The organism is Streptomyces sp. NPDC059456, from assembly GCF_042750055.1.
Taxonomy (GTDB): domain Bacteria; phylum Actinomycetota; class Actinomycetes; order Streptomycetales; family Streptomycetaceae; genus Streptomyces.
Map to the genome: position 1 here is coordinate 1 of NZ_JBHYVA010000652.1, position 4,813 is coordinate 4,813.

A 4,813-nucleotide genomic window follows, 5' to 3' on the forward strand; every position below is an offset into this window, starting at 1 on the left:
GGGGGAACCGCCGGTTCGGCCCGTCCGGCGAGCCCTGGTGTTGGGGTGGCCGCGGGGCCGCGGCGTACCCGCTGGGTCCCGCGCCGGACGGTTCACCGGAATCACCGGTCGTGTGCTGTTCGACGCTCGTCACCCGGGGCTCCCGTCGCCTAGAGCGCTTCTGCGCCGCGCTCGCCGGTGCGGACGCGGATGATCGCGTCCACGGGCACGCTCCACACCTTGCCGTCACCGATCTTTCCGGTGCGGGCGCCCTTGACCAGGACCTCCATCACCGATTCGGCGTCGTCGTCCTCGACGACCACCTCGATGCGGATCTTCGGTACGAGGTCCACGGTGTACTCGGCGCCGCGGTAGACCTCGGTGTGGCCGCGCTGGCGGCCGTACCCGCTGGCCTCGGAGACCGTGAGCCCCTGGACCCCGAACCGCTGGAGGGCGTCCTTGATCTCGTCCAGCCGGTGCGGCTTGACGATCGCGGTGATCAGCTTCATGCGTCAACCTTCTTGCTCGCGGCGGCAGCGGGGGCGTGTGCGGCGGTGCTCCGGGAGGAGGCTCCGCCGCCGGCTCCGCTGAAGTCGTAGGCGGTCTCGGCGTGCTCGACCTGGTCGATGCCGGAGACCTCGTCGTCCTCGGTGACCCGCATCCCGATCGTCTTGTCGAGGAGGAAGGCGAGGATCGCGGACACGACGAGAGAGTAGGCGAGGACGGAGAAGACTCCGATGGCCTGCTTGCCGAGCTGTTCGAGGCCGCCCCCGTAGAACAGGCCGGCCGCGTCGGACTGGACGCCGCCGGTGGCGAAGAAGCCGACCAGCAGCGAGCCGATGACACCGCCGACGAGGTGGACGCCGACCACGTCGAGGGAGTCGTCGAAGTTGAACCGGTACTTGAGGCCGACGGCCATGGCGCAGACGACACCGGCGATGGCGCCGATGGCGATCGCGCCGAGCGGGGAGCAGGAGCCGCCGGAGGGGGTGATCGCGACGAGGCCGGCGACCGCGCCGGAGGCGGCGCCGAGGGTGGTGAAGGAGCCGTGGCGCAGCTTCTCGTAGCCGAGCCAGGCGAGCATGGCGGCGGCGGTGGCGACCTGGGTGTTGACGAACATGACCGCGCCCACGCCGTCGTCGTTGCCGAGCCAGGATCCGGCGTTGAAGCCGAACCAGCCGAACCAGAGCAGACCGGCGCCGAGCATCACGAGCGGGAGGCTGTGGGGGCGCATCGGGTCCTTCTTGAAGCCGACGCGCTTGCCGATCACCAGGATGACGCCGAGGGCCGCGGCTCCGGCGTTGATGTGGACGGCGGTGCCGCCCGCGAAGTCGATGACGCCGAGCTCGAACAGCCAGCCGCCCGCGCCCCAGACCCAGTGGGCGACGGGGAAGTAGACGACGGTGACCCACAGGGCGGTGAACAGGGCCCAGGCGCTGAACTTCACCCGGTCGGCGAGGGCGCCGCTGATCAGGGCGGGGGTGATGACGGCGAACATCAGCTGGAAGACGGCGAAGACGTAGACCGGGATGGTGTAGCCGTCCCACAGCTCGGTGATGCCGATGCCGCTGAGGCCGACGTAGTCGGAGGACCAGCCGATGAACCCGCCGGAGTCGGTGCCGAAGGCGAGGCTGAAGCCGTAGAGGACCCACAGGATCGTCACGATCCCGAGGCTGATGAAGCTCATCATCAGCATGTTGAGGCTGCTCTTGACGCGGACCATGCCTCCGTAGAAGAAGGCGAGTCCCGGGGTCATCAGCATGACCAGGGCGGAGCAGATGAGCATGAACCCGGTGTTCGCGGCAGACAGCGTCGGGGCGTCTGCCGCGAGGGTCGTGATGGCTGATGCCATCGGCGTCTCCTCGTCGTCGGTACGTTCGCGTGCGGGCGATCGTGAAAACCTGAGCGGCGCAAGGCGTAAGGCCGGGGGGTGGGGGCCTGGGGGCTGGCCGGTTATTGACCCCGAGATTCGCGCAGGCCGGTTTCCGGCGGCGCCGCTGGGTGTTTCACGCCGATGACGAAGCCATCCGGGCTGTTACAGCACGATGAACAGCCGCAGCCGTGGACCGGGCGACCACGACGGCGAGGGACCGCCTCGGAGAGGGCCGCGCCGGTTCAGGCGCAGGGGGGTGTGGCCGGCCGCGGCAGCACCCGGGGTGATGACCTGGCTGGGGGAGCCTGATCGGGCTTCACGGGGTGACTGCCGCGGCCGGGGCCTCGGGGGCGGCCGCGCGGGCCGTCAGACGGCTTCCGCAGCCTCGGGGAGCCGGGAGGCGAGCTGGTCGGTCAGCCGGACCACGTCGGCGACGTCGCCGTACTCGCGGGCGGCGGCGTCGACCGTCTTGCGGATCCGGGTGTTCACCCGTTCGGAGCGCACTTTTTCCGCCACCTTCAGGGCGCGGCCGACGAGGACGACGGCCTGCTCGGGCTCTCGCTGGAGCAGGTGCACGGTGGCCATGCCGATGAGGTTGAGGCTGTACGAGCGCTGGTGCTCCTCGTCCTTCTCGAAGAGCTCCACGGCCCGCTGCATGACGGGTTCGGCGAGGGAGGCGTACATGGGGCTGCGCCCGGCCACGTAGGCCAGGTCGCGGTACGAGTGGGAGTTCTCGCCGTTGAGCTCGGCCTCGGAGAAGAAGCGGATCCAGTCGGGTTCGGGCTCGCCGCCGAAGTCGACGTCGGAGAAGGTGTCCTCGGCCATCCGCACGGCCCGCTTGCAGCGGCTGGGCTGGCCCATGTTGGCGTAGGCGCGGGCCTCCATCGCATACAGCATGGCCTGGGTGCGCGGGCCTGCGGAGTCGCGGCTGCCGTACTGGGCCAGGTGGATGAGTTCCAGGGCGTCCTCGGGCCGGCCCAGGTGGATCATCTGGCGGCTCATGTTGGAGAGGATGTACGAGCCGAGGGGCTTGTCGCCGCCCTCCTTGGCGGCGTGCAGGGCGAGGACGAAGTACTTCTGCGCGGTGGGGTGCAGGCCGATGTCGTAGCTCATCCAGCCGGCGAGTTCGGCGAGTTCCGCGGCGACCTTGAAGAGCCGCCGCATCACGGGGGCCGGGTGGTTCTCCTGGAGCAGGTCCGTGACCTCGTGGAGCTGGCCCACGACGGCCTTGCGACGCAGTCCGCCGCCGCACTGGGCGTCCCACTGGCGGAACATCACGGTGGTCGCTTCGAGCAGGCCGAGTTCCGGTTCGGACAACCGCGGGGGGCGGTGGCCGCTGAGGGCTCCGGACGCCCCCGCCTCGCGCGGGCCCGGGTCGGTGGGGGGGACCGGGACGAGCCAGCGCTGCATGGGTTCGATGAGGGCGGGCCCGGCGGAGAGGGCGAGGGAGGTCCCGAGGAACCCGCGGCGGGCCAGCATCAGGTCGCTGCGGGAGAACTCGCCGAGCAGTTCGACGGTCTGCGGGCCCGCCCAGGGCAGGTCGACGCCGGAGACGGAGGGCGTCTGGTGGGCGGTGCGCAGGCCGAGCTGTTCGATGGCGACGACGGAGCCGAAGCGCTCGGAGAACAGCTCGGACAGGATCCGCGGGACGGGTTCGCGGGGCTGCTCGCCGTCGAGCCAGCGGCGCACCCGGGAGGTGTCCGTGCTGATGTGGTGGGCGCCCATCTGGCGGGCGCGCCGGTTCACCTGGCGGGCGAGCTCGCCCTTGGACCAGCCACTGCGGACGAACCAGGAGGTCAGTTGCTCATTGCGGCCCGCGGAGTCCGGGGCCTCCGGGTCGTCGCTCGTTCCGCTTGCGCCGTTGCCGCTCACTGGAACGCCCCCATCCACTCAGCCTCTTCACACGAAACCCTGGCTGGGGCGACGAGCGCCGCCACGGACCTTCACAGATCCTCCACACGTTGCCTCCGGCATAACCACGGACGGCCCGCCTTCGGGGTTTGGTGCACTGAAAGTAATCCTACGATCACCCCCTCCGCGAGGTCGATTCCAGAAACGCCACCATTCGCCACCCCTTCGAATGAACTAGCCACCCGCCAGGCGCGATTCACTTGACACCGAGGCGAAAACGATCGGATGGACGGGAGTGCACCGGGGGCGCGCGCGGCGAGGAGTGCGCCGGTCGGCCCCCTCGGGTACCCGGCTCGCGGCCGGGCCCGCATCCCGTCCGGCCGACGTCGTAACCACCTGCGCGTCCGACCCGTTGGAGGGGGCATGGGCATGGGCTTCACGATCGGCGGCAGCCGCAGCACCAAGGAGTTCCGTTCCGGCTCGCGGCGCCGCGGCCGGACCTCGGAGTGCACGGCGGTCGCGGAGTACACCGGACTGTGGGGCTGGGACGTGGTCCCCGGCGCCCGCGCCGCGGCCCCCGCCCGCGGCTGCTCCTGCGGTCACGCACAGTGCAGCGCGCCGGGGGCGCATCCGCTGCCGCTGGCCCCGACCGTCCCGGCGGGCGCCACCCTCGACGAGGTCACCGAGACCTGGGGCGGGTACCCGGGCGCGGCGGTCCTGCTCCCCGTGGGCCGCACCTTCGACGTCATCGAGGTCTCCCGGGAGGCGGGACGCCGTGCACTGGTCCGCCTGGAGCGGATGGGCCTGCCCCTCGGGCCGGTCACCGAGACCCCGGACGGCCGGGCCCAGTTCTTCGTGGCCCCGGGCGCGGCCGCCGAGCTGCCGCAGCTGCTGTACCGGATGGGCTGGGACGACGCGGACCTCGATCTGCGCGCCCTGGGGCCCGGCGCCTTCCTGACGGCCCCGCCCTCCGACCACGCGGGGCTCGGCCCGGTGGGCTGGCTGCGGCCGCCCGCGCTCGACTCTGCGGGCGGCCCGCCGCAGGCCCGGCTGCTGCTCGGCACCCTCGCGTACATCTGCCCCCGGCGGCGGCGCCCCGAGGCGCCTAAG

General features: G+C 71.6%; 4 protein-coding genes. 1 reads left to right on the forward strand and 3 read right to left on the reverse strand.

The window, feature by feature from the left end:
- Positions 1–149: 149 nt before the first annotated feature.
- From ACFXA3_RS35590 to ACFXA3_RS35600, 3 genes are all read right to left on the reverse strand, one after another.
- Positions 150–488, reverse strand: coding sequence for a P-II family nitrogen regulator (locus tag ACFXA3_RS35590; RefSeq protein WP_054226484.1), 339 nt, complete (start codon positions 486–488; stop codon positions 150–152).
- Positions 485–1,831, reverse strand: a complete 1,347-nt coding sequence (locus ACFXA3_RS35595) for an ammonium transporter (protein ID WP_385194047.1) — start codon at positions 1,829–1,831, stop codon at positions 485–487. Before ACFXA3_RS35595 ends, ACFXA3_RS35590 begins: the two co-directional genes overlap by 4 nt.
- A gap of 387 nt (positions 1,832–2,218) precedes the next feature.
- Positions 2,219–3,724, reverse strand: coding sequence for a hypothetical protein (locus tag ACFXA3_RS35600; protein ID WP_385194049.1), 1,506 nt, complete (start codon positions 3,722–3,724; stop codon positions 2,219–2,221).
- Between the two features lie 408 nt (positions 3,725–4,132).
- Between ACFXA3_RS35600 and ACFXA3_RS35605 the strand changes: the two genes are divergently transcribed.
- Positions 4,133–4,813: bifunctional DNA primase/polymerase (locus ACFXA3_RS35605; protein ID WP_385194051.1), on the forward strand; the 681-nt coding region annotated here is incomplete at its 3' end.